General features: G+C 68.7%; 17 protein-coding genes. 7 read left to right on the forward strand and 10 right to left on the reverse strand.

Annotation, left to right across the window (positions count from 1 at the left end; translation table 11 throughout):
* Window positions 1–196: 196 nt before the first annotated feature.
* The 3 genes from AB0F17_RS26760 to AB0F17_RS26770 all read right to left on the reverse strand — a co-directional run bounded on the left by AB0F17_RS26760 (window position 197) and on the right by AB0F17_RS26770 (window position 2,856).
* A complete protein-coding gene (locus tag AB0F17_RS26760; RefSeq protein WP_358027777.1) occupies window positions 197–1,519 on the reverse strand; it encodes an aspartyl protease family protein in 1,323 nt (440 codons plus the stop codon).
* Between the two features lie 230 nt (window positions 1,520–1,749).
* Window positions 1,750–1,926, reverse strand: a complete 177-nt coding sequence (locus tag AB0F17_RS26765; RefSeq protein WP_358027779.1) for a hypothetical protein — start codon at window positions 1,924–1,926, stop codon at window positions 1,750–1,752.
* 6 nt (window positions 1,927–1,932) lie between these two features.
* On the reverse strand, window positions 1,933–2,856 hold the full coding sequence (locus tag AB0F17_RS26770; protein WP_358027782.1) for a LysR family transcriptional regulator: 924 nt from the start codon (window positions 2,854–2,856) through the stop codon (window positions 1,933–1,935).
* 140 nt (window positions 2,857–2,996) lie between these two features.
* On the opposite strand from AB0F17_RS26770, the gene AB0F17_RS26775 reads away from it, so the two are divergent.
* Together AB0F17_RS26775 and AB0F17_RS26780 are read left to right on the forward strand one after the other, a co-directional pair.
* Window positions 2,997–3,704 carry an alpha/beta hydrolase gene (locus tag AB0F17_RS26775; protein WP_358027785.1) on the forward strand — a complete coding sequence of 236 codons (708 nt, stop codon included), beginning with the start codon at window positions 2,997–2,999 and terminating at the stop codon, window positions 3,702–3,704.
* On the forward strand, window positions 3,701–4,537 hold the full coding sequence (locus tag AB0F17_RS26780; RefSeq protein WP_358027788.1) for a methyltransferase domain-containing protein: 837 nt from the start codon (window positions 3,701–3,703) through the stop codon (window positions 4,535–4,537). The genes AB0F17_RS26775 and AB0F17_RS26780 overlap by 4 nt, the downstream gene beginning before the upstream one ends.
* On the opposite strand, the gene AB0F17_RS26785 is transcribed toward AB0F17_RS26780, so the two are convergent.
* Complete coding sequence (locus tag AB0F17_RS26785; RefSeq protein WP_358027791.1) at window positions 4,531–5,709, reverse strand: NAD(P)/FAD-dependent oxidoreductase; 1,179 nt, start codon at window positions 5,707–5,709, stop codon at window positions 4,531–4,533. The two genes, AB0F17_RS26780 and AB0F17_RS26785, sit on opposite strands and share 7 nt — an antisense overlap.
* Before the next feature lie 103 nt (window positions 5,710–5,812).
* On the opposite strand from AB0F17_RS26785, the gene AB0F17_RS26790 reads away from it, so the two are divergent.
* Window positions 5,813–6,508, forward strand: a complete 696-nt coding sequence (locus tag AB0F17_RS26790; RefSeq protein WP_358027794.1) for a TetR/AcrR family transcriptional regulator C-terminal domain-containing protein — start codon at window positions 5,813–5,815, stop codon at window positions 6,506–6,508.
* Between the two features lie 19 nt (window positions 6,509–6,527).
* On the opposite strand, the gene AB0F17_RS26795 is transcribed toward AB0F17_RS26790, so the two are convergent.
* Complete coding sequence (locus tag AB0F17_RS26795; protein WP_358027797.1) at window positions 6,528–7,520, reverse strand: LacI family DNA-binding transcriptional regulator; 993 nt, start codon at window positions 7,518–7,520, stop codon at window positions 6,528–6,530.
* Between the two features lie 187 nt (window positions 7,521–7,707).
* On the opposite strand from AB0F17_RS26795, the gene AB0F17_RS26800 reads away from it, so the two are divergent.
* The 3 genes from AB0F17_RS26800 (at window position 7,708) to AB0F17_RS26810 (ending at window position 15,628) form a co-directional block, all read left to right on the forward strand.
* The gene (locus AB0F17_RS26800) at window positions 7,708–11,745 is read left to right on the forward strand and encodes a glycosyl hydrolase 115 family protein (protein ID WP_358027800.1); all 4,038 of its coding nucleotides are present in this window, start codon (window positions 7,708–7,710) and stop codon (window positions 11,743–11,745) included.
* 89 nt (window positions 11,746–11,834) lie between these two features.
* A complete protein-coding gene (locus AB0F17_RS26805; protein ID WP_358027802.1) occupies window positions 11,835–15,071 on the forward strand; it encodes a glycoside hydrolase family 97 catalytic domain-containing protein in 3,237 nt (1,078 codons plus the stop codon).
* Between the two features lie 92 nt (window positions 15,072–15,163).
* Window positions 15,164–15,628: a tetratricopeptide repeat protein gene (locus tag AB0F17_RS26810; RefSeq protein WP_358027805.1), complete on the forward strand. Its 465-nt coding sequence runs from the start codon at window positions 15,164–15,166 to the stop codon at window positions 15,626–15,628.
* A 26-nt stretch (window positions 15,629–15,654) separates the two neighbouring features.
* Here the strand turns inward: AB0F17_RS26810 and AB0F17_RS26815 are convergent, their stop codons facing one another.
* From AB0F17_RS26815 to AB0F17_RS26830, 4 genes are all read right to left on the reverse strand, one after another.
* Window positions 15,655–16,311 (reverse strand): GPP34 family phosphoprotein, encoded by a 657-nt coding sequence (locus AB0F17_RS26815; RefSeq protein WP_358027807.1) that lies wholly within the window; start codon window positions 16,309–16,311, stop codon window positions 15,655–15,657.
* Complete coding sequence (locus AB0F17_RS26820) at window positions 16,286–16,540, reverse strand: hypothetical protein (protein ID WP_358027810.1); 255 nt, start codon at window positions 16,538–16,540, stop codon at window positions 16,286–16,288. Before AB0F17_RS26820 ends, AB0F17_RS26815 begins: the two co-directional genes overlap by 26 nt.
* 5 nt (window positions 16,541–16,545) lie before the next feature.
* Window positions 16,546–17,496 (reverse strand): SPFH domain-containing protein, encoded by a 951-nt coding sequence (locus tag AB0F17_RS26825; protein WP_358027812.1) that lies wholly within the window; start codon window positions 17,494–17,496, stop codon window positions 16,546–16,548.
* 428 nt (window positions 17,497–17,924) lie between these two features.
* A complete protein-coding gene (locus tag AB0F17_RS26830) occupies window positions 17,925–21,596 on the reverse strand; it encodes a hypothetical protein (RefSeq protein WP_358027815.1) in 3,672 nt (1,223 codons plus the stop codon).
* On the opposite strand from AB0F17_RS26830, the gene AB0F17_RS26835 reads away from it, so the two are divergent.
* Window positions 21,595–21,843 carry a hypothetical protein gene (locus AB0F17_RS26835; protein ID WP_358027818.1) on the forward strand — a complete coding sequence of 83 codons (249 nt, stop codon included), beginning with the start codon at window positions 21,595–21,597 and terminating at the stop codon, window positions 21,841–21,843. The two genes, AB0F17_RS26830 and AB0F17_RS26835, sit on opposite strands and share 2 nt — an antisense overlap.
* Window positions 21,844–21,910: 67 nt before the next feature.
* On the opposite strand, the gene AB0F17_RS26840 is transcribed toward AB0F17_RS26835, so the two are convergent.
* Window positions 21,911–23,065, reverse strand: a complete 1,155-nt coding sequence (locus AB0F17_RS26840; RefSeq protein WP_358027821.1) for an alpha/beta hydrolase — start codon at window positions 23,063–23,065, stop codon at window positions 21,911–21,913.
* Window positions 23,066–23,076: the final 11 nt, after the last annotated feature.

Genomic DNA, 23,076 nt, shown 5'->3' on the forward strand with positions numbered 1-23,076 from the left:
CGGTCAACGCCAAACCGCGCCTGAGCTGGGACGCGACTCGATGGGCTCCGGCCGCGCATGGCTACTGCGGCGCCCGGGACACTACCTGGTACGGCACCGGGCGAGGGGATGTTGGCGTCTGGTTCACCCTCACCCCCTCGCCCGTAGGAGCCGGCAGCTCCAGGTAGCTCCTATGACGCCCGTGCGGTCACGGTGATCAGGCGGCCGCGCCGCGGGCGATGTAGAGGTTCATGTCGGTGAAGTCGAGGGTGACGTTGTAGGGCTTGAAGAAGCAGTGGGCGAAGTGGCCCGTCATGTCGATCCCTGACCCGTAGGGCCAGGGCACGTTGACCGGCATGTTCGGGTCCGTTTCGCAGTAGACCTCCTTGGCGACGGCGTCGCCGAGGCGGATCTCCTTCGGGTAGCAGGGGTAGGCGATGGTTGGGTGGCTGTGGGCAAATGTCTCGATCGGGCGGTCGTAGTCGGTGCGGACCCGCAACTGCTTGGCCGTTTCCCCGGGCATGCCCGCGGCGACCTCGCCGATTCCGCCGATGGTCACGCCCACCACTCGTGGGCCGGAGCCGGCGATGCCGGAGATGCTGCCCAGGCTGTGGACGTCGTGGTCACGGGCCAGCCACAGTGGCAGGGGCTTGGCGCCCGCCCGTATGGCGTCGGCGCGTGCCTTGCCGGCCACCTCGGGGGTCCGGCGGCGCAGGATCAGCGACCGGCCCGCGTAGTCGAAGGTGGTCAGCAAGTGGTAGAAGACCCATGTGCCGATCAGGCCGTCGCTGTCGGTGCCGACGTCTTCGCCCGACTCCGTCGACGACCAGCCCACGGGGACGTTGCGCAGTTCGATGCCGCCCAGCTTGAAGGAGTCCAGCACCCCGTAGTGCACCCATATGGGGATGCCCTCGAAATCGGTCTTCTGACTGACGACGGGGCTCAGCCCGGCCTCCTTGGCCACCGACGCGCGCATGCTCAGATTCGGGGCGCCGGTGTAGAACATGAAGCGCTTCGGCGGTCCGCCGTTGACCGAGGCCTCCACCAGCGGCTTCGGGTCCATCTGCTGGAATGGCACCCGCGCGATGTCGCCGTGGATCTGATACGGCTCGCCGCTGACCGCCGCGAACCACTTGGCGTAGGCTTCCTCTCCGGCCGCTTGCCAGTGTGGTGCGGAGAGGGCGAGTTCGTCCTGCCGGATGTAGCAGTCGCCCAGGAACTCGTTGGTTTGCTTGTCGTCGGGCGCCAGGTTGAAGGCCATCTTGAGGTATTTCTCGGCGTCGGGGAACCGGTTGGACAGCAGCCCGACATGGCCGCGCTGACGGGCCACGTGCAGGTTCGTGGGGTCTGTCTTCAGGATCTCCTCGTACGCCCGGCCGGCCTCCTCGAACTTCCCGGCCTTGAACAGCGCGTCGGCGTCACCGCTGTCGGCCAGCGCCGTGGCTGCCTTGCCCAGCAGCGGCGCGGCGGCGGTGGCACCGGCCAGCACAGCGGCGCCCCGAAACAGCGAACGCCGGTCCCATTTCCTGTCATTAGCCACGCCTTCTCCTTTTTGCGATCGCCTTCGTCGTAACGTTCTGTCCCAGCGGCTCCGGCCGGTTCGTCTCGCCATGCTTGATGAGGGCGATGCCGTGGTGCCGGGGCCACCCGGGCCGTACAGCGTCGTCCGATGCGGGCGGCCGGATCGCTTCACAGCACGCTCCGTAACTCGCCCGCCCATCAACCCCGTCCACTGTCGGCTGGCCGCGTCCTCGCCTCGTTCGCGCCGTGTCATGGTTGTGTCACAGTCGCGCCGGGGTGGCCGCCGTCGAGAAACCGTGACATGCGGCGTTCGGGGCGGACGGTGGCGCGGGTGGAGATCTTCTTGGCGAAGACGCGGGTGATGTCTGTGACCTTGAGCGCGTCGGTCTGGGTGTCGAGTGAACTGGCGCAGGGGTGCCGTGACACCCCTGCTTACGTGGTCGGACCGGAGTACTCCAGGGCCAGCTCTTCGGCCAGGTCGGACGCGACTTCGATGGCGATCTCGATCGCTCGGGCCGCCAAGGGGGAGTGGGTACGGTCGGCCCGCCAGTGCAGGCAGATCTCGCGTGGGGGAATGGCCGGTCGCAGCTCGTGGACGCGGAGCCGATCGTCCGACTCGGCGCCGGCAGCGTGGATGGCGAGCCATGGCAGCACTGCCGATCCCATCCCGGCTCGCACCATCGACAGCAGCGTTTCGTTGCCTGCCGTACGGAAGACGATCTTCGGGTGCGCGCCGGCGCGGGTGAAGGCCTCCTCCATCCTGGGCTGGTCGCAGGTCGACGGCCAGGCCACCAGCGGTGCGCCGTCGAGCTGGTCCAGCGGGACAGAACGCTCGGAGAAGGTGCCGCGCCCGGCCACCAGCAGGTACGGATCGTCGAGCAGCTTGACATGCTCGACGTCGCCGTCGAGGGGGCCGTCGTAGAACAGCAGGTCGAGATCGCCGATCTGAGGCGCCTCCGGCTCTTCCTCGGACAGCCGGATGTCGCAGCCGGGGTGCTCGTCGCGCAGCCGACGTACGACGACCGGCAAGATCACCGTGGACACGCTCTGGAAGGTGCCGATGTCGATCCGGCCGTCGCCGGCCTGGAACCGGTCCACGGCCTCGGCCAGGGCTGCCGCCTTCGCCAGCAGCTCGCGTCCGTGCTCGAGGACGACGGCGCCGAGCGGTGTGATCCGTACCGGTCTGGGCCCACCCGGTCGATCGAACACCGGGCCGCCGACAGACCTCTCCAACGCGGCGATCTGCTGGCTCACGGTCGACTGGGTGTAGCCGAGGCGGGCCGCCGCCCGGCCGAACGAGCCCTCCTCGGCGACAGCGGCCATCGCGGCCAGGTGCCTCAGTTCGAGATCGGTCACGGATCCCAGCGTACTCCCAGCCATCGCTTCTAGCGATCGAGTTGATCGGAAACAATCGCTTTTCACGATGGCATCTGGCTCCTAGCGTAGTAACCACCGCCGCACCGGCAAAAGCTCGAAGCCCATCAAGGGAGAGTCCAATGAGTACATTCGTGTTGATCCACGGCGGAGGAGACGTCGGATGGTCCTGGCACCTGGTGGAGGCCGAGCTACGAGCGCGTGGGCACGACGTGGTGGCTCCCGACCTTCCGGGTGACGACGAGTCGAAGACCCTGACGGACTACGCCGACGCCGTGGTCGAGGCCGTCGGTGACAAGCGGGACCTGGTCGTCGTGGGCCACTCGTTCGGTGCGTTCACCGCCCCGTTGGTCGCCGATCGGCTGCCCGTCGATGTGCTGGTCCTCTTGGCCGGCATGGTCCCGTCGCCGGGTGAGCCGCCGGATGAGTGGTGGGCCGGCACCGGCTGCCAGAGCGCGGTGGAGGAGCAGGCCGAGCGCGATGGCGGTTTGACCGGCAGCGCGGATCCGTTCGTGAGCTTCTACCACGATGTACCCCGTGAGCTGGCCGAGGAGGCGATGGGCAAGGAGCGCGACCATCCGTCCAGGGCCGCATCGGCCGCTCCGTGGCCGTTGGATGCTTGGCCGAACGTGCCGACGAGGTTCGTGCTCTGCAGCGAGGACCGCTTCTTCCCGCCCGACTTCTTTCGCCGGCTGGTGCCCGAGCGCCTGGGTATCGTCCCCGACGAGATCGCGGGCGGCCACTGCGTCGCACTCAGCCGCCCCAAAGAGGTGGCGGACATGTTGGCGGGCTACGCGGCTACCGCGTCTGCAACGAGGATCGAGCAGTGAACCGTTCCTTGCGGCCGAACTCCGAGCCGACCTCGGGTGAGCACGGGACCAGGCAGACCGACCTGTTCGACTACGACGCGGAGTTGCGTCTGCACAACGAACTCTTCCGCGCCGCTGCCCACGTCGGCTCCCGCGACCGCGTGCTCGACATCGGCTGTGGTACGGGCCAGTCCACACGCGAGGCCGCCCGCGCCGCCGTCACCGGAAGCGCGGTAGGCGTCGACCTCTCCGCGCCAATGCTCGAACGGGCCCGTCAGCTCAGCGACGACCAGGGACTGCCCAACACTACTTACCAGCAGGCGGACGCTCAGGTTCACCGCTTCTCACCGACGCATTTCGACCTTTGTATCAGCAGGTTCGGCACGATGTTCTTCGCCGACCCAGTCGCCGCGTTCACCAATATCGGGCGCGCTCTGCGCCCCGGAGTGCGCCTCGTGCTGCTGGTCTGGCAAGATCGCGACCGCAATGAATGGGCCTCCGCGATCCGCCGGAGCCTCGCCGCCGCAACGGCCACATCCGCCCCTCCCACCGGCGGTCCAGGCGCGTTCTCACTCGCCGACCCGACCATCACGCAAGGCATCCTGGCGGCGGCAGGCTTCACCCGAGTCAGCTTCACCGACGTGCACGAGCCCGTCTTCTACGGCCCGGACACCGCCACCGCCTTCGATAACGTGCTCCGCCTACGGGAATACAAAGACCTGCTCGCCAACCTCGACGCCGCGACAGCCGAGCAAGCACGCACGCGGCTACGCGCCACCCTCGCCGCCCACAACACCGACAGAGGCGTGTACTTCGACTCGCGGGCCTGGATCATCGCAGCCCGCCGTCACTGACCACCGCACCCGATCTGCCCCCATGCCCCGTCCTGACCCTGGGGATCAGCGTTGAACAGGTCGATGAATCCGAACGGTGCGCGGTCGCCGAGACAGAGGTCCAGCATCTCGTGCGCGTCGGCGTAGAAGGTTTCGGTGCGCGGGAACAACGCCTCTTCGTAGGCAATGAGTGCCGCCTCGAAGTCGTCGGGGTGAGCGGCGATCGCCTTACCGAGTTCGGCGCCGTCGAACATCGCCAGGTTCGCGCCGTCACCGGAGGGCGGCATCAGGTGCGCGGCATCGCCGAGGAGCGTCACCCCGGGTACGCGCTCCCATCGGTGTCCGTCCGGGAGTGTGTGGATCATGCGCGCGACCGGAGCGGTCTCGCCGTCGGTGATCAGCGCGGTGAGCTCCGGAGCCCACCCGTCGAACTCGGCCGCGACCCGAGCGGTCGCGGCGACGGCGTCGGTGAAGTCGATGCCGGCGATCCACTCGGCGGGGCGGTTCAGCTCGACGTACGTGTGCAGGATGTTCCCCGCCTCGCGGTGCGCGATGATCCCCTTACCCGGGGTCAGCGCGTACATCGCGCCAACACCGACCGCCTCGGCCGTCGCGCTGTGCCGCTCGTCGGCGTCGTACAGGTAGGTGTCGATGAACGTCGTGCCGACGTACTCGGGCTTGGCGTCGGAGAGCAGCGGGCGGATCTTCGACCAGGCGCCGTCGGCACCGACGAGGAGACTGCTGGTCGCGGTCGAGCCGTCGGCGAAGGTCAGCTCGTGTTGGCCGTCGCCGAGGGACCGGACACCGGTGACCCTGTGTCCCCACCGGACCGCCTGGTCGGGCAGGGAATCGAGCAGGATCCGACGCAGGTCTCCGCGTAGCACTTCGGGACGCCGCGCCGTGCCGTCGTCGGGGGCGTCGAACAGCAGCTTGCCGTGCTGGTCGAGCACGCGCGACGCCTCAGCGCCTTCGTGGATGATCGCGCGGAACTCGTCGGTGAGGCCGGCGTCGGCGAGCGCGTGCTGCCCGTCGTCCTCGTGGATGTCGAGCTGGCCGCCCTGCGTGCGGGACTTCGCCGAAGGGTCGGCCTCGTAGACCGTTGCGGGAATGCCGTGGACGTGCAGGACCCGGGCGAGGGTCAACCCGCCGAGGCCGGCGCCGACGATGGCGATCGGGTGGTGGCTGGTGTTCATGGGCTTCCTCGCTTCTGTGCGGGCGGAGCGCCCGGACATCCATATGGATCGGTGTTCCATAAGTAATATGGAACGCCGGTCCATGATGTGTCAAAATGAGGCCATGCGGACCCGAGGAAGAGCACCCACTGGGGGGCGCGCCGACGCCCTTTCGCGAGAGGTCATCGTCGGCGCGGCCGTTACGCTGCTGGACGAGCTCGGCGAGCGGGGACTCACCTTCCGGCTGCTGGCCAAACACCTGAACACCGGACCCGGCGCGCTGTACTGGCACGTGACGAACAAGGACGAGCTCGTCGTCCTGGCCGCCGATCAGGTGCTCGGCCACGCCTTCGCCGCGGCCCCGCGCCTCGAGGAAGACGCCGGCGCCGAGCTGCGCGCGCTTGCCGTCGCCGTCTTCGATGCCCTTGATCGGCACCCGTGGGCAGCCTCCCACGTCACCGCGCCGGCCACGCTGGCGAACGCACTGCGCCTGCTCGACCGCATCGGCACCCTTGTCGCACGTACCGGGTTGCCCGCCGAGCGGCATTTCGCGGTCTCCACCGCGATCTCCTACTACATCACCGGCGTCAGCGCCCAGATCATCGCCCCACGCACCACCGTCGGCGCGACCACCAGCCGCGACGCCTTCCTCACCCGGACCGCCGAACGCTGGGAAGAACTCGACCCCGCCGACTACCCCTTCCTGACGCGCACCACCGCGGACCTGCGCGACCACGACGACCGCGACCAATTCACCACTGGCCTCGACCTGCTCCTGGCCGGCCTGAACACGACCGCAGGCCCGCGACCGCCCGCGTGATGCCGCGAGGCAACGGCGCTTAGGCGCGGTGTTCCGCTGGGCCGGACGACTCGCGAAGCACCAGTTCGGTGGGCAGGCGGATCGTCTCGCCCTCGCGTTGTGATCGTGCGGCGAACTGCTCGATCAAGAGCTCTACCGCGAGCCGACCGGCGTGCGAGCCGGGCCCGGCCAGGGTGGTCAACGAGGGATGGACGAAGTCGGCGGCGAAGATGTCGTCGAACCCGATCACGCTGATGTCGGCCGGGACTCGAACACCGCGCTGGGCGAGGCGTCGGATGATGCCGATCGCCAGGAGGTCGTTGTGAGCTACGACCGCCGTCACATCGGTGCGCAGCGCTCCGTCGGCGGCGGCCCCGCCGCCTGCGACGTTGGGGGCGTACGGACCGATCCGGTGTGCCGTCAGACCGCGCGCTTCGGCCCCGGAGCTCAGTGCCGCCCAGCGCGCCGCCCCCATCCAGGAGCTGGGTGGCCCGGCGCAGTAGGTGAAGCTCTGGTGCCCGAGCGAGGCCAGGTGTTCCAGGATCTGGTGACAGCCGGCGACGGTGTCGAACGTCACGCTGGTCAACCCGGGCAGCTCTCGGTTGAACAGGACGATCCGGTGCACCTTGGCGAGGTCGCGCAGGACCTCGTCGTCGAGCCGGCTGGAGGCCAGCACGAACCCGTCCACGCCGGCGGTCAGGTCGCGAATCTGGTTCTCCTCGATGCGCCGGGATTCCTCGGCGTTGACGATCACCAAAGTGATGTCGGACGCCTTCGCGCGCTGCTCCGCGCCGCGGATCAGCTCGAAGAAGTGGGGATTGGTGATGTCGGAGAGCACCATGGCGATGGTGCGGTGGCGTAGACCCGCGAGAGCGCGGTTCTGCGGTCTGTGCTGGTAGCCGAGCTGTGCGGCGGCGGCGACTATCCGCTGTCGCGTCGCTTCGTTGACCCGGCCGGGCTTGTTGAACGCCCGGGAGACCGTCGACGCGGCCACGCCGGCAGCTTTCGCGACGTCAAAGATGGTGGGCTCCACGAACGCATCTACCCACGAGAATGGAAATTCTGGCAACACCTTGCAGAAGTTGTCGCATGCTACCTACGTTGCGATCATGCCGGCCACACGATCACGTGCCGGACGAGAGGAGCGAGGCATGTCGCAGCCCGGGCAGAGCGATCGAGGTGCGCACCGCGATATCGCGGGTCGGGCCAGGCGATGGTCCGTGGCTGTGACGATCGGCGCTCTGCTGGCCGCGTCGCTGACGTCGGTGGGGGTGACGCCGGCGCAGGCGTCATCGACCGGCTTCACCATGTTCAACGGTCGCACGACCGCTCCGATCCTGATCGACCCGTCCTATGGCGGCGATCACGCCGATCGGGACTACAAGCAGGTGCGCCGCGCCGTCCAAGACCTGCGTCAGGATGTCGCCATGGTGACCGGGGCGATCGAACCCGGTGATGTGCAGAGCCTGTTCGCCGACGACGAGCCGGCCAAGGAAGCACGGCTGGCGAAGGCCGACCAGAGCAAGCTGCCGGCCCTGCTGACCAAGGCCGCGGGCCAGAAGACCGCGATCATCGTCGGCCAGATCGGTCAGAGCCGGCTGATCGACGAGATCGTCGCAGCCGGCAAGTTCGACGAGGCCGCCGGGATCAAGGGCGCGTGGGAGGCGTACGCGACCAAGACCATCAAGAACCCGGTCCCCGGGGTCGGCGACGCACTGGTGATCGCGGGCAGCGACGCCCGCGGGACGATCTACGGGGTCTACTCGATCTCCGAGGAGATCGGCGTCTCGCCCTGGTACTGGTACAGCGACGTGCCGGTCAAGCAGCGCGAGGACATCGAGGTCAAAGGCAGGACCCGGGTCGACGACGGGCCGGACGTCAAGTACCGCGGAATCTTCATCAACGACGAAGAACGCACCATCGCGTGGGCGAAGAAGAAGTTCCCCACCGGCAAGGGCACGCCTGACGTCAACTACTACCGGCACGTCTATGAGCTGATGCTGCGGCTCAGGCTGAACACGTTATGGCCGGCGATGCACCTGGCCTCGAGGGCGTTCAACGCGGTCACCGACACCGGGACGTACGACAACGGGACACCGGTCAACGCTCGCGAGGCGGCGGCGTTCGGCGTGGTCGCATCCTCCTCTCACGCGGAGCTCATGCTGCGCAACAACGAGGGCGAGTGGCGACAGTGGTACGACCGCAACAAGGACGCGCTCGACATCAAGGGCTCGGACGCCGTGGCGGCCTTCAACTATTCGATCAACAAGCCCGCGATCCTGGAGTACTGGCGCCGGCGTGTGGTCGCCAACGCCGGCTTCGAGAACATCCTCGCCCTGGGCATCCGCGGTGTGCACGACAGCGATCCGGTGTTCACACCCGGCAACCCGTACGGGTTCAAGGACAAGATCGAGATGCTGGCCGACGTCATTCGCGAGCAGCGCAAGCTGATCGCAGAGGTCTACGGCAGCGTCGACGCCGTGCCGCAGGTGTTCATCCCCTACAAGGAGATGAACGATCTCTACAACGCCGGGCTGAAGGACCACATCCCCGCCGACGTGACCCTGATGTGGGCCGAGGACAACCAGGGCTATCTGCGCCAGGTGCCCACGCGGACTGAAGCCGCCCGGTCCGGCGGGAACGGCGTCTACTACCACATCTCCTACTGGGGCGAGCCGAAGAGCTACCTGTGGCTGAACTCGACGCCGATGTCCTTGATGGTGCAGCAGCTGCGTCGGGCGTGGAATTCCGGTGCGGGGCGCTACTGGATCCTCAATGTCGGGGACATCAAGCCCGGCGAGATCAAGCTCGACCTGTTCGCCAAGCTCGCGTGGGACGTCAAGGGCTATGACGACACGAACATCGGGAGCAAGTTCCTCATCGAGCACGTGCAGCGAGACTTCCGGCTGAGGGGCGGCAACGCCGCCGTGGTCGCCGACGCGCTGGAAAGGTTCGATGCGCTCGAGAACGCCAAGCGCGCCGAGTTCTGGGGGGAGATCAACTCCTCCAACGCGAGCTCAGGAAGGATCCACAACGGTCAGGTCTTCCCGTTCAGCGCCACCTCGGACGGGGATGAGCTCCAGCGCTACATCAACGAGTCCAACGAGCTGGTGGCGATTCTCCAGGGTGCTTCCGCGAAGCTCGACCCGCGCTACCGCTCCGCGTTCTACCAGCAGGTGCTCCACCGAGTCCGGTCCTACCGCAACATGGCTGAGCAGATCGGCTACTACTGGAAGAACCAGCTCGCTGCCGCCCAAGGTCGCTACGCCGGCGCGGGAAGCTACGAGCTGCTCTCGAAGCAGGCCCGTGAGCGCATCCTCACCGACGAGGACTACTGGAACACGATCAGCGACGGCAAGTGGGACCACGCCATCGGCCACAGCCATCCCGAAGGCTTCCCGAACGAGGGCACCGTCATGCTGACCAACGACCGGTATGCCCGGGTGGCCACACCGGCCGATGCGGTGGGCGCCGCCGCCGAGGGGAGCAAGGAGCCTGGCCGCGGCACGCTGAGGTTCAACTCGGCCGCGCCCGACGGCAAGCGGTTCTTCGACGTGTTCTCCCGGGCCGACGTGGCCGACCCGCAGGAGTGGGTCGCCGAGGCGGACGCTCGGTGGATCACCCTTTCTCAGCGCTCGGGCACGACCGCGACAGAGCAACGAGTCACGGTGGCGGTCGCCAAGAACCACCCAGCCGCGACGGGGACGATCCGGGTCTTCAACGCCGTCCACGGCGCCAAGGTCGGCGACCCGGTCGCGACGTTCACGGTCGAGGCGGAGCGGGCAGCCGTGGATCTGCGCCGTGTCGCCGAGCCGGCGCACCTGGAGGCCAACGGATACGTGGCCCTCGAGGCCGAGCACTTCTCCGAGAACCTGCCCGGCGCCGACGGGAGCCGGTGGGCCCCCCTTGAGGGCGTGGGTCAGCGCGGGGCATCGATGGGCGGCTTCCCGGAGATCGCGCCCCGGGTCGACTCCGGCTTCGCGGCGACCGCCCGCCTGAGATACCGGGTCTACTTCACCTCCACCGGGAGGTTCACCGGGACCTTCTACCGCATTCCGACGCTGAACGAAGGCACAGAGGACGACGGCACGCCGCGCACCGCGCGCACCGCGATCGGGCTCGACGACCAGGTGCCCAGCCTGCTGCGCGGCAACTCTGTCGCCGGTACGAGCACCAGCCCCTGGGGATTCACCATCATGCATGGAATCGAACCCCTGAACTTCACCATCGAGGCGACCACACCGGGATGGCACGACCTCGTGGTCTACCGCTCGGACGCGGCGATCCTCTTCGACCGGATCATCATCGAGGCTCGCGCCGGCGCGGCCGGTGACGGCCTTGTCGGCCCGCCCGAGAGCCCGAACAACATCGCCGCACCCCAGAGGGCCACCGTGGCGCCTCATCCTGACACGATGCCGAAGCTCCGCCGGCTGCCCGCGATCCGGACGTCGGTGGGGGAGACGAGCACGGTCGAGGGTGTGCGGGATGTGGTGGCCGCGGAGTCTGACAACGAGACCGCCGTGTCGGTCGCGGTGAAGGACGGTCAGGTGCGGGTCACCGGGCACCGGGCCGGGATGGCCGAGCTCTCCATCACCGCTGGTGGTGGTGAAGCCTGGGTGGCGCCTGTCACGGTGGGCAGCGCCGCGGGGGCGCCGGTCGGCGCCTATCTGGAGCGGGACGGTTCGGTCGTCTTCGATGCGGCCGACGCGTTGGAGAAGAGCGCCTCCGCCAACGCGGTCGACAGCAACAACGGGACGCACGGCTGGGCGCTGGCTCGTAACGGTCTCCAGGTCGTCCCGCCGGCCGACGCCGGCGCGAAGGCGCAGTGGCTGGCGACCTCGGCGGCCCAGGCCGAGGCGTTGTTCAGGGCCGGCCCGACGCAGAAGGTCAACGGGAGCTCCGCGGCGGGAGCACCACCGCGGCTCGACTTCACCGTCGACATCCAGACCGGTGGCACGTACTACCTGTTCGTCAACACGAGCAACCCGAACGCCGACGCCGACTCCTACCACGTGATGGTCGACGGGCAGTGGAGATACCAGTCGAACAAGTCCGGGCCGGAGACCGGGTTCGAGACCTGGTACGGCAGCACGAGCGTCGCCGCGGCCGCGTTGGCGCTCGAGCCGGGTGAGCACACGATCTCGCTGGCGCCTCGTGAGGCCGGGCTGGTGCTCAACCAGATCGCCTTGACCACGAACGACACACCCGGCCTCACCGGCTTCCAGCCTCCCAGCGGCCGGAAAGCGAGCGCTTCATGACGCTCTGAGCCCAATTCCCCCCAACAGAAGAGGCGTGCATGAACCGAGCGGGCACAGCGCGGAGAACAAGACAGGCGGGACTGCTCGCGATGACGGCTGCCGTCGTATTCTCGGGAGGGATCTCGGCGGTTCCCGCCCAGGCCGCGGAGCCCGCCCCCGGTGCCCTGGCCGAGGTCGCCGGGGCGGGTGCTCAGGTCGTGACGTCGCCGGACGGCGATCTGCGGGTCGCGGTCACCACCGTGGACGGGCGCCTGACCTACAGCGTGAACAGCCACGGCAAGGCTCTCGTCGGCGCATCAGGGCTCGGCGTGGATCTCGCCGGACGCCCCAGCCTCACGCAGGGCATGAGCATCGAGTCCGTCGAACGGCGCACGATCAACGAGAGGTGGAAGCCGGTCTGGGGGACGTCGAGCAAGGTCAGGAACCACGCGAGCGAGCTCACCGTCCACGCGATCCAGGCCGGCACGGAGTTCAGGCTCGATCTGGTGTTCCGGGTCTTCGACGACGGGGTCGGCTTCCGCTACCACTTCCCCAGCCAGAGCGGTCTGGATGCCTACGCCGTCACCGCCGAGCAGACCGAGTTCGCCCTCGACCCCGCCGCGCGGAGCTGGTCGATCGCGGCGGGCAAGACCTGGTCCGCCGACGAGCAGCACTACCGCGACCTGCCCCTGTCCAGCGTCGCCACCGCCCAGACCCCCATCACCGCCTCGCCCGCCGCCGACTCCTACGTGGTGGTGCACGAGGCCGACCTGACCGACTACCCCAGCATGACGCTGAAGTCGGTGCCCGGACGGCCCGGCCGGTTCTCCAGCGACCTGATCGCCCTGCCTGACGGCGCCAAGGCCAGGCTGAACGGCGAGTTCTCCACGCCCTGGCGCACCCTGACCGTGGGGGAGCGCCCCGGCGACCTGGGCGAGTCCCATCTGATCGAGAACCTCAACGACGCGTGCGCGATCTGCGGCGACACGTCCTGGATCAAGCCCGCGACGTACGTGGGCGTCTGGTGGGAGCTTCAGCGCAGGCAGACCACCTGGAACGCCGGGCTCAAGCACGGCGCGACCACCGCACGGGTCAAGCAGTACATCGACCTGGCCAAGCAGGCGGGCGCGAAGTTCGTGCTGGCCGAGGGCTGGAACACCAACTCCGGCGGCTCCTGGGCGGGCCAGGACTTCCTGACCCCGCAGGCCGACTTCGACCTGCCCGAGGTGCTCCGGTACGCCGCCGGCAACGGCATCGGGTACATCGCCCACAACGAGACCCGGGGCGACATCGACTACTACGACCAGAACCTGGAGAAGATCTTCTCCCGTTACCAGGAACTCGGCATTCACGCGATCAAGACGGGCTACGCCACGAAATTCCTGCTCGGCGGCGTCAACCGCAGCCACTACGACCAGGAGGCGGTCCGCCACTACCAGCGGGTGATCGACGCGGCGGCCCGGCACCGCATCACGATCGACGCACATGAAGCGATCAAACCCACCGGCCTGGCGCGCACCTACCCGAACATGATGACGGGGGAGGGCGTCGCGGGCATGGAGATGCAGAACTACATGGGCGTCAACGGCAACCCACCGGCACAGGCCACGATCCTCCCCTTCACCCGATTCATGGGCGGACCCGCCGACTACACGCCCGGCGTCCTGAACGTCACCTGGGACCCGGCCCGGCTCGGCACCCGCGTCCAGACCACCTCGGCCGCACAGCTCGCGCTGTACCCGACGTTCTTCAGCCCGATGCAGATGCTCGCGGACACCCCCGAGAACTACGCCGCCCACCCGGGATTCGCCTTCCTCAAGGACATGCCCGCCACGTGGGACGAGACCCGCGTCCTGGACAGCGTCATCGGGGACTACACCACGACGGCCCGTCGGAACGGCGGCACCTGGTACCTCGGCGCGATCACCGACGAGAACGACCGCACCCTTCAGGTTCCGCTGTCGTTCCTCCCCAACGGCACCTTCGTGGCGGAGACCTACGCCGACGCCCAGGAGACCACCTGGAAGGGCGACCCGCTGTCTGTCGAGATCCGCAAGACGCTGGTCCGATCGTCCACCCGGTTATCGATGTCGCTGGTCGCCGCCGGCGGCCAGGCCGTCAGGATCAGACCCGCGACCGCCCGGGACCTCGCCCACCTCCCCTGGTACGCCGGCCCCCGTGCCGACTTCGGCACCCCCGAAGCCGTGCTGGACCCGGCCACCCAGCAGCTCACCGTGCAGGCTCCCCTTACCAACAAGGGCAGCACCGTCGCCGAATTCCAGGCCCGGCTGTTCCTCGACGGTCGCGCCGCAGGCCAGGTGCGGCGTGTCCGGGTCGCGGGCGGTGGAACCCGGACCGTCGAGTTCGTTCTGCCCGCAGCCGAGGTTCCCGACCAGGAGTTCCGGGTCGCCATGGGCGCACCCGGCGGCGAGCGCGGCAAACCGGTTCTGGTGGCGCAGCCGCGTTCGCTGCTCGGCCTCGTCCGGAAGCTGCGAAAGTCCGGCGGGGTGACGTCGTCCGCGATGGCGCGCCTCCAGCCGGCGATCTCCAGGGCCGAGACCGCGCTCCGCCAGGGCGACGTGATCGGCCGTCTCCTGGCGTTGCAGGAAGTACGGCTGGCGCTCTACGGTCTTCCCCTCGCCGAGGTGACCGCGCAAGCCCGAACCGCCATCGACGACCGGCTCGCCGCCCCGCTCGGCACACCGCGGGCGCTCTTCTCCCTCGCGCTGAAGGTGCGGCTCGCGACCGACGCGGAAGCCCTCGACCCGATGCTGTCCGACAGGCTCGGCACCGAGGTCGAAACCTCGATCACCTCCGCGGCCGCGAACGACCCGGCAGGGATGAGGGAAGCGCTCAACCGGTTCACCGCCCTGGTCACGGCCGAGCCGATCCCGGCAGACGTCGCGGCCGACCTGCTGGCCGTCAGCGGAGTGCTCGCCACCGGACCCCGCGGGATCGAAGCGGAATCCGCGCAGCTCCTCAGCGGCGCGTGCCTGCGCACCGACCACACCGGCTACACCGGCACCGGCTTCGTGGCCTGCATGAAGACCAAGGACAGCGGCGTACGGTTCAACGCCCCGGTCACCGTCGGCGGCCTCTACACCCTCCGCCTGCGCTACGCCAACGCCATGGGCACTACCCAGACCATGACCCTCGGCAGCGGTACCCAGTCCATCCAGCTCAAGCTCCCCGCCCTGGCCAACTGGGACACCTGGTCGGAGCACCAGCTCAGCCTCTCCCTCGCCCCGGCCACCCCGCTCACCTTCACCTTCGGCCCCAACGACAACGGCAACGTCAACCTGGACTCCATCACCCTCGACCCCGACCCCGGAGTCATGCACCGATAACCCGCATCGACCAGCTCGCTTGAAGGTCGTTAAGCCACATATGGGCAAGTAGGCTGACCGCGCGATCGCCTGCGACGGTGAAGGAGCCGCCAATGACCGCCGACCCCACGATGACCCGGATCGGTCAGGGGGTGGAGTTGCATCACCACCAAGGCCAGCGTGAAGCCGCTCGCGAGTTGTTCGCCCAGATCTGGGACGACATCGGCGGCGAGCAAGGCGACCCGCTGCACGTTTGCGTCCTCGCCCACTCCATGGCCGATGTGCAGGACGACGTGCACCAGGAGCTGATGTGGGATCTGCGAGCGCTTGCCGCCGTCGGCCTGATCACCGATGAGCGGGTGGCCCAAGTCGGGGTGCCGCTTTCGGTGGCCGGCCTGTATCCGTCGTTGCACCTGAACTTGAGCGAGTGCTATCGCAAGCTGGGCGATCTCGACCGCGCCCGTGAGCACCTCCAGCAGGCGCGGGACGGGATCGGCGCGCTTGGCGACGACGAGTATGGGCAGCTCATCAAGGGTGGCCTGGAGCGGGTGGCCGAACAGTTGGGTGACACCACCTGACTGCGCCCCGGCGAACTGTCCGCGTGTCAGCCGCCTCCGCTCGCCGCCGCCGATCTGGCCGCCTCGACGCTCTTGCGCAATGCGGTCGCGACCGGCTCGACGGGTGCGGACAGCTGCTGGATCCGGTCCCGGCGCAGACGCGTCTCCCGCCAGGAGGGAACCACCGTCTTGAGCCGGGCCGCCGTGGCCAGCGCCGCCAGGACGCGGACGTCCTCGTCCAGGTGCCCGACCGGCTGGCCGCCGCGGATGGCCCGGCCGACGCGCTCGGCCAGTCTGCGCGACAGGTACGCCTTGCGCGGCGTGATCCGCTCGACCGGGAACAGCAGGATCCGGCGCCGCTCCACGCTGATCATCCGGGCGGCCGCCAGCTCGTCGCGTACCACGCGGACCGCCTTGCCGTTGTCCTTCTGCACCCACCGCCGCCACGAGCGGGGCGGCGAGCTCGAGATCTGCTCCCAGATCACGGCCCGCAGGGAACCCGGCTCGGCGGCCGGGGCGGTGAGAGCTCGCGCCTTGCCCGACTCGTCCGCCAGGTTGCCCGCCAGCAGCAGCTCGGCGAGGGTGGCCGCGCGCAGCAGGTAGCCCAGCTCGCCCCGCTGGGTCAGCTTCTCCTTCCGCAGGTCGAAGGCCAGTAGGAAGGCCGATCGGGTCAGTGACTCAGCCTGCTTCACTTGCGTCTCCATCCACCCGCTCCTCTTCTTCTTGGTCTAGGCCGTCCTCTGGCGCCTTCCTCGGCCGTCCGCGTGGGCGTATCCGCCCCACCCCGTCGGGCAGGCGTCCGGCCTCGGCGAGGGCCCTGCGCAGCAGGAACTCGATCTGGGAGTTCGTGCTGCGCAGTTCGTCGGAGGCCCACCTGGCCAGCGCGTCGTGAACCACCGGGTCAAGCCGCAGCAGGATCTTCTTCCGCTCCATGGTGACTAGTGGTAAAGCGTGCCCGTGTTGACCACAGGCTGGGTGTCGCGGTCGCCGACCAGCACCACGAGCAGGTTGCTCACCATGGCCGCCTTGCGCTCCTCGTCCAGCTCGACCACGTCGTGCTCGGCGAGCCTGGCCAGGGCCATCTCCACCATGCCGACCGCCCCCTCGACGATCCGCTGCCGGGCCGCCACCACCGCGCCCGCCTGCTGGCGGCGCAGCATGGCGTGGGCGATCTCGGGCGCGTACGCCAGGTGGATGATGCGGGACTCGATGACCTTCACCCCGGCGGACGACACCCTGGCCGCGATCTCCGTGGACAGCCGCTCGTTGATCTCGTCGGCGTTGTCCCGCAGGGACAGCCTGGGCTCGCCGTGCGCGTCGTACGGATAGCTGCCCGCGATGTGCCGCACGGCCGTCTCCGCCTGGATGGCCACGAACTCCACGAAGTCGTCCACCTCGAAGACCGCCTGCGCGGTGTCCCGCACCTGCCAGACCACCACGGTCGCGATCTGGATCGGGTTGCCGTCCGCGTCGTTGACCTTCGTCACGTCCGTCTCGTGGTTGCGGATCCTCGTGGACACCCGCCGGCGCGCCGTGATCGGGTTGACCCACTGGAAGCCGGGGGTGCGCAGGGTGCCGACGTACCGGCCGAGCAGCTGCACCACCCTGGCCTCGCCCGGCGCCACCGCGGTGAGGCCGAAGTACATGAAGGACCCGAGCAGGATCATCAGGCTGCTCACGATGACCAGCCACATGCCGCCCTGCCCGGCCCCCGAGGCGAGCATGACGATTCCCATGACGAGCAGCGCGATCCCGGCCAGGTCCAGCGCCGTCGCCAATCCCAGCATCACGAACCCGTTGGCCGCCCGTACCGGGTGCTCGCTCGTGTGCGGTGCGGGCATGTCCACGACGGCGGCCTCAAGTGTGGCCCCGCCCGATGTGTTGGCCATCGTCCGTCCCTTCTACGTGACTTCATCTTGCTAGCAAAGTGATATCACTTTTTCGGCGACTGTGGCAGGCCCGTTCTCAGGGCCCTCCGCTCGGGTCGGTGCGGTGCGCCGCGAGGTCAGAAGGGCGTGTCACGAGTTGAGCCGGTTCGCGCTTCGCCTCGCTGATCTGGGCGACCAGCGGTTCTGGCGTGCCCGATGTGCCCGGCAGCGACGCCCGTTGTAATTAATCTACAATGTAAAGGCGGTGGGCGAATGCAACTCACAAATCCGTCAACCTTCAAACAAACCATCAACAAGCTCCGGTGACGGCATGCGCTAAGAAGGGCGGCGGCTGGCGTCGGGCCAGTGAGGTTGACCGGCTCCCGCCCGCTACGTGCAGCGGCGCGCTGTTGAACCTCCACTCGGGTTCGCGCGACGGGCCCCGAGCCCTACGGGCAGGTCTCCCGGAATGCGGGACCCGGCGGAACGTACTGCGTCCATTCGGCGCTCGTGAGGGTGCGTCCGGCTTCGGCGCAGAGGCGGCGCGGCAGGTCGTCCACGAGGTAGTCCATGTTCCACAGCCGTACGTGCCCGTGCGCGCTCGCTCCGGCCAGGGTCTTGCCATCAGGGGAGAACGCAAGTGTGGTGATCAACTCGTCGGAGTCGGCGAGTGGCGTTCCGACCTGCTGACGGGTGGCGACGTCCCACAGTCGCACACCGTCTCCGGCGACAGTGGCCAGGGTGTCCCCGCTGGGGGAGAACGCCATGGCATCCACCGAGCCTGTGTGACGGGTGAGGGGAGTGCCGATCAGGCCGTGGCTCGCGACATCCCACAGCCGGATCGTCTCGTCCTTACTTCCGGTGGCCAGCTTCGTGCCGTCCGGTGAGAACGCCATCGCCGAGAGCAGCCCTCTGTGGCCGGCGAAGGGCCGGCCGATCTGCTGATGAGTGGTGGGGTCCCATAGCCGCACCTCATCGCCGTAGGCGGCGGCCAAGGTACGGCCATCGGGCGAGAACGTCACCCAGACGATCGCCGGGCCGGTGGCGACGCCGCTTGACGGGGCGATGTAGAGCGGATTGTCCGCACCGGGGATCGGGGTCGAGCCACTGTGGCCGATGCGCCACAGACGTACCGGACCGGTCTCACCCGCGATGGCGAGGGTCGTTCCGTCCGGTGAGAACGCCGTCGAGACGTACGTCTTCCGTTCCGTGGCGACCTTCTCTCGCAGCTTGCGACTGCGGGTGTCCCAGAGCCGCAGCGACCCGTCGCCGCTGGTGGTGGCCACCAGGGAACCGTCCGGGGAGTACGCCGCACCGACGATCGGCCCGGTGTGGCCCGTGAGCGGCTCGCCGATCCGCCTGCGCGTCCGGGCGTCCCAGAATCGCAGCGTCCTGTCGTCTCCGGCGGTGGCGATCGTTCTGCCGTCGGGGGAGTACAGGACGGCGTTGACCGAATCGGTGTGGCCCCTGATCGGGGTGCCGACCGCGCGGGCGGTGTTCCAGAGCCGGATCGTGGGGCTGTAACCGGCGGTGGCCAGCATCCTCCCGTCCGGGGAGAAGTCCAGCGTGCCGACATGCGTACTGGTGAGGGTCGCGCCGATCTGATAGCGCCCCGAGGTATCCCACAGTCGCGCCGCTCCGTCGCCGTCGCCGCTGGCCAGGAGACTGCCGTCGGAGGTGAAGCTGACCGAGGTGATTACGGTGTCCTCGCCGGTGGGCAGTGCGGCGATCTTGCGTCTCCTGGCCGTGTCCCACAGCCGTACGGTCTCGCCTGCGCTCGCGAGTGTCTTGCCGTCAGGCGAGAACTCCAGCGCGTTCACCTGCTCGGTGTGGCCGATGAGGGGGCCGCCGAGCTTGCGATGGGTGGCGGTGTCCCAGAACTGTACGGTCTTGGCGGCGGTGACCAGGATTCGGCTGTCGGGGGAGAAGGCCACCTCGACGGAGCCGCTGTGGCCGGGATGTCCCCTGAGCGTGGCGACCTGCCGGCGAGTCGCCAGATTCCATAACCGGACTGACCCGTCGCCGTTGGAGTTGGCCAGCATCCTGCCGTTGGGTGAGAACGCCACCGATCCCACGACCTCGGCGTGGGCTTTGAGTGCCGCGACCTGGCGGTGGCTGGCGACGTCCCACAGGCGTACCGCATTGTCGGTGCCTCCTGTGGCGAGTGTCTTGCCGTCGGGCGAGACCGCCAGTGTCAGGACCGGTCCGGTCCCCGCGGTGAAGGCGCGGCCGATCTGCCGGCGGGCGGCCACGTCCCACAGCCGGATCGTGTTGTCGTCGCCCGCGCTCGCCAGGATCCGGCCGTCGGGGCTGAACTGGATCGCCAGGACCCAGCCGCTGTGCCCGGTGAGCGTGGCGATGTCATCGCGGGCGGCCGCGACCTTCATGGCGTATCTGCTCTGCGGTGACGGATTGATCCGCCAGGCCACGACGCTCTGCAGCCTGGACAATGTGGGATCGTCTACGTCCGCGCTCTGGATGGCGACTTGGTTCGAGGCCGCGATGTCCCGCTGGCGGACCGCCTCGTCACTGGCTCGGTAAGCCGCGACGGTGACCACGGCCAAAACCATGATCAAGGCCATGAGGAAGGCGACGAAGGCTCGCCGCCGGCGTACACCCCGTTGATGGGCTCGCCGGCTCGCGAGCAGGAAGTCTTGTTCGTCCCGGCTGAGTGAGGGATGACGCTCCGGGGCGTCGGTGGCGCGCGCGTCCGCGTCCATGGCCGCCTGCAGGAGGTTGCCGCTGTACAGGTAGGACGGGTCGCGATTGTCACCCGCCCATTCGGCCGCTCTGACCTGCAGCCGGGTGCGGATGAGGCGGTCGGTGCGAGTCTCGGCGAGCCATTCGTCACGCAGGAGGGGCCAGGCGCTCAGGAGCACCTCGTGGCTGAGCTCCACCGTGTCGGCGGCGAGGGTCAGGAGCCGTTCGGAGGCGAACGACTCCAGGACCGCGCTGACGTTCTGAGACTGCGACGTGCCCCCGCCTGCGTACAGCTCGGCCTGCTCGGCGCGGCGTGCGATGTCTGTGCCGTCGTCGCCGGCGGCCGACAACCGGGTGAAAACCTCGCGGGCGGCGTCGCGCTGCTCCGGCGTGAGCCGTTCGTAGGCGTTCTGCGCGCTGACGGCGATGGCGCCTTCGATGCCGCCGGTCCGCTCGTAGTCGGCGACCGTCAGCCGCTGTCCGGCCTTCCGCCGCCACGCCTGGTCCAGGGCGTGTGACAGCAGCGGCAGCGAGCCTGCCCCGCGCACCTCCTTCAGCAGGATCTCCACCAGCGCCTCCTCGACGCCGGAGCCGATCCTGGTCGCAGGTTCGGTGATGGCCAGCCGCAGTTGCCGTCCCGTCATTGCCGTTACCAGGTAGCGGTTCTGGATGGCGTCCGTCAGCTGGGGATGGTCGGCGCAGCGCGCCTCGAAGTCGGCCCGGACCACCAGCACGACCAGCGCCGCCGGGATCTGTCGTACGTCGTGCCCCAACGTCGCGGCGGCGTGCAGGGCGGTGATGAACGCGCGTTGCTCGTGCGGATCTGGGCATCTGGTGAAAAGCTGCTCGAACTGGTCAACGACCAGCAGCAACCGGCCCGCTGACTGCTTGAGCGCCGCCTGGCGGGCCGTCAGCGCGAACGCGGCAGGGCCGGACTCCAGCGATGTCCGTACGGAGATCGCGTCGATCCCCGCCAGCGCCGCCGTCCGCACGGCCAGTTCGTCCAGGGGAGCCGGGCCGGGCGTGAACACCAGGCACGGCCAGTCCTTTGCCTCCGGCGCCTCCGCCAGCCCTTCTCTCCTGATCCGCGGCAGGACCCCGGCCCGCAGCAGCGACGACTTGCCCGCGCCCGACGCCCCCGACACCACGAGCAGGCCCCGTTCGTCCAGCAGCCGCGACATCCGTTCGAGCACTTGGCCGACGGTGAGCTCCCGGCCGCAGTAGAACGCCGCGTCCCGCTCCTCGAAGGCGGCCAGTCCCCGGTATGGAGACTCGATCTCCCCCGACATGGCAACCAGGGGCGGCGGGGCCACACCGTCGGTCGCGGTCCGGCCGTAGTAATAGTTGATCTGCGTGCCGTGATCACCGATCAACACGCCGAACGCGCCGCGCGCGTCAATCGGGTCACCGCCCTCGTTCATGTTCGCATTTTCGACCCGGGGCCGGGTCGAACGGGAGGTCGGCGAGAACCAGGAGGAGTTGACCGCCGAACTGGAACACGTCCGAGTGGGTGACGACCCGGCCCTGATAGCGGCGGCTCAGAAGGTCATGGTGCTCCTGGATGCTGAAGGCGCACGCGCGGGAAAGTACTCCGTCAATGTCGCGCATTCCATGGGGGTGCAGATCGGCGACAACACCACGCAGACCAACACCTTCCACGTGCCGTGAATCACCGGACCAGGCAGGCATCCAGCGTCTTCAGCATCCCCCGACCAGCTTCAGGGGCCGCCGGGCCTCAGGATTGAGCGCAGGCCGCGGGGCAGAACTTGGCCTCGGGGTAGCGCGATGACGGCTTGTCCAGGAGGGGCTGTCGCTGCGACTTCAGATGCCGGTTGAGGAAGGCTGCCACGTAGGTGCGGGTGAGCTCCGCGCCGCGGGCCGCGGGCATCATGCCAGGGAGAGATTCGAGACCGAGGACGTCTGCCACCAGCGGGATGTCGGTGAAGGACTGGTGTTCGGCGTCCGACAGCACGAGCCAGCGCTTCCACCCGGTCAGCAGTTTCCAGTCGCGGTCCCACGAATTGTCGCGGCCGCCCGGGACATGCTCTTGCGAACCCAGGAACATGAACGGCCGGGAGAGGCCGCTCTTGGGGATCCGGGCGTAGGTGGTGCCGTCCATGTCGATTCCGGCGCGTATGCGTGGGTCTTTGACCATGGCGGCCACGGCGCCGGCTCCGCCGATCGACTGGCCTACCATCGCTATCTTTTTGCGGTCAATCAGTTCGGAATGCTGCCACTTGGCGGTCAGCTGGTCGAGGACGAAGGAGACGTCGGCGGCCCGGCCCTGGACCAGTGCGGCGTGGGAGCCCGGGTCGGTGTCGCTGTCGCAGGCGAGGCATTCGGCGACCCGGCCGTCGGACAGGGTGGTGGCGTAGCTTTCGTAGGTGTGGTCGATTCCGGCCACGACGTAGCCTCGGCTGGCGAGGTCCTCGGCCAGGGAGGTGAGCGTGCTCATCGGTTTGGTGAAGCCGGGTGAGAGCACCACCAGCGGAAGCTTGCGCCCGAAGGGGTCGGCGTCCTTGACGGCGTTGGTTCGTGTCTTGCTCAGCGTGTCGTACGGCGCGGTAGCGATCCCGGAGCCTTTGAGGAGGAGTTCCGCTTCCTTGGCTGTCATGTAGGGCGAGCGCTGGCCGTCACGCTGCCTGGTCGGATACCACAAGGTGACCTTGAGCTCCCTGGCGTCGACGTCGGGGTCCCAGGGATCGGGGCGGGAGGTGTCGGTCAGATGCAGGGCGGTCGTGCCGACCGGCCGGGGGCCGGTGGGGGCGGGCAGGGTGGCGGGGCCGGGCGGTTTGGTCCGCGGCGCGTCGGATCTGGGCGGCGCGGGCGTGGAGCAGGCGGACGCGGTGAGGACGGCCAGTCCCGCGGCGAGGGCCAGGAGTCTTCTCATGGTGAGGTCCC

This window comes from Nonomuraea sp. NPDC026600 (assembly GCF_040638335.1).
In the GTDB taxonomy this organism is placed as follows: domain Bacteria; phylum Actinomycetota; class Actinomycetes; order Streptosporangiales; family Streptosporangiaceae; genus Nonomuraea.

What these genes read in the sequence shown, in the direction of transcription:
- AB0F17_RS26775 (WP_358027785.1), top strand. Translation starts at nt 2,997, where the DNA reads ATGAGTACATTCGTGTTGATCCACGGCGGAGGAGACGTCGGATGGTCC.
- AB0F17_RS26785 (WP_358027791.1), bottom strand. Translation starts at nt 5,709, where the DNA reads ATGAACACCAGCCACCACCCGATCGCCATCGTCGGCGCCGGCCTCGGC.
- AB0F17_RS26790 (WP_358027794.1), top strand. Translation starts at nt 5,813, where the DNA reads ATGCGGACCCGAGGAAGAGCACCCACTGGGGGGCGCGCCGACGCCCTT.
- AB0F17_RS26805 (WP_358027802.1), top strand. Translation starts at nt 11,835, where the DNA reads ATGACGGCTGCCGTCGTATTCTCGGGAGGGATCTCGGCGGTTCCCGCC.
- AB0F17_RS26810 (WP_358027805.1), top strand. Translation starts at nt 15,164, where the DNA reads ATGACCGCCGACCCCACGATGACCCGGATCGGTCAGGGGGTGGAGTTG.
- AB0F17_RS26815 (WP_358027807.1), bottom strand. Translation starts at nt 16,311, where the DNA reads ATGGAGACGCAAGTGAAGCAGGCTGAGTCACTGACCCGATCGGCCTTC.
- AB0F17_RS26820 (WP_358027810.1), bottom strand. Translation starts at nt 16,540, where the DNA reads ATGGAGCGGAAGAAGATCCTGCTGCGGCTTGACCCGGTGGTTCACGAC.
- AB0F17_RS26825 (WP_358027812.1), bottom strand. Translation starts at nt 17,496, where the DNA reads ATGGCCAACACATCGGGCGGGGCCACACTTGAGGCCGCCGTCGTGGAC.
- AB0F17_RS26835 (WP_358027818.1), top strand. Translation starts at nt 21,595, where the DNA reads ATGTTCGCATTTTCGACCCGGGGCCGGGTCGAACGGGAGGTCGGCGAG.
- AB0F17_RS26830 (WP_358027815.1), bottom strand. Translation starts at nt 21,596, where the DNA reads ATGAACGAGGGCGGTGACCCGATTGACGCGCGCGGCGCGTTCGGCGTG.
- AB0F17_RS26840 (WP_358027821.1), bottom strand. Translation starts at nt 23,065, where the DNA reads ATGAGAAGACTCCTGGCCCTCGCCGCGGGACTGGCCGTCCTCACCGCG.